This window comes from Runella sp. R5_40, assembly GCF_057652295.1.
The window spans coordinates 1-517 of record NZ_JBYFCH010000075.1 but is presented as its reverse complement, the minus strand read 5'-3'; the positions used below and the strand labels follow the sequence as shown (position 1 = coordinate 517).

The following is a 517-nucleotide window of genomic DNA, read 5'->3' as shown; positions in this document are numbered from 1 at the left end:
ACTTTTCGGTGGCCAGTAAGGAAATCGAGCGAGGCAAGGGTACACGTGGCCGGGGAGCCGAGGGAAAGCAGAACGTTGCGGTGATGGCCGAAAGCACCCCGTTGGAAGATATCGAAACGGGCAAAAAGGAGAAGCATGTGCGTTATTTCAAGGCCAGGGTACTGGATAGCCATCAAAGTGAAGGAATCAACGGCGTGGTCAGGGACTGCATGGAGGATGATGCCATCGTATTTTCGGACAAAAGCACTTCTTACGTTGACATCTCCGATCTGGTGGAATTGCACGTCACCGAGAAATCAGACGCCAAAACCACCAAGGAAACACTCAAATGGGTGCATATCGCAATCAGTAATGCAAAACGGACATTGCTGGGCAACTACCATAAAATCAAAAGGAAATACTTACAGTTGTATCTCAACGAGTTTATTTACAAATTAAACAGACGGTATTTTGGAGACAAACTCTTTGACAGACTAGTAATTGCGAATATAACAGGTGCATAAACGGATAATCAGAA

1 pseudogene is annotated in these 517 nt (G+C 45.8%); it reads left to right on the top strand.

Annotation, left to right across the window (positions count from 1 at the left end):
• Positions 1 to 503: pseudogene (locus AC23N5_RS31450) on the top strand (IS1595-like element ISBbi1 family transposase); the annotation flags it as partial.
• Positions 504 to 517 lie beyond the last annotated feature (14 nt).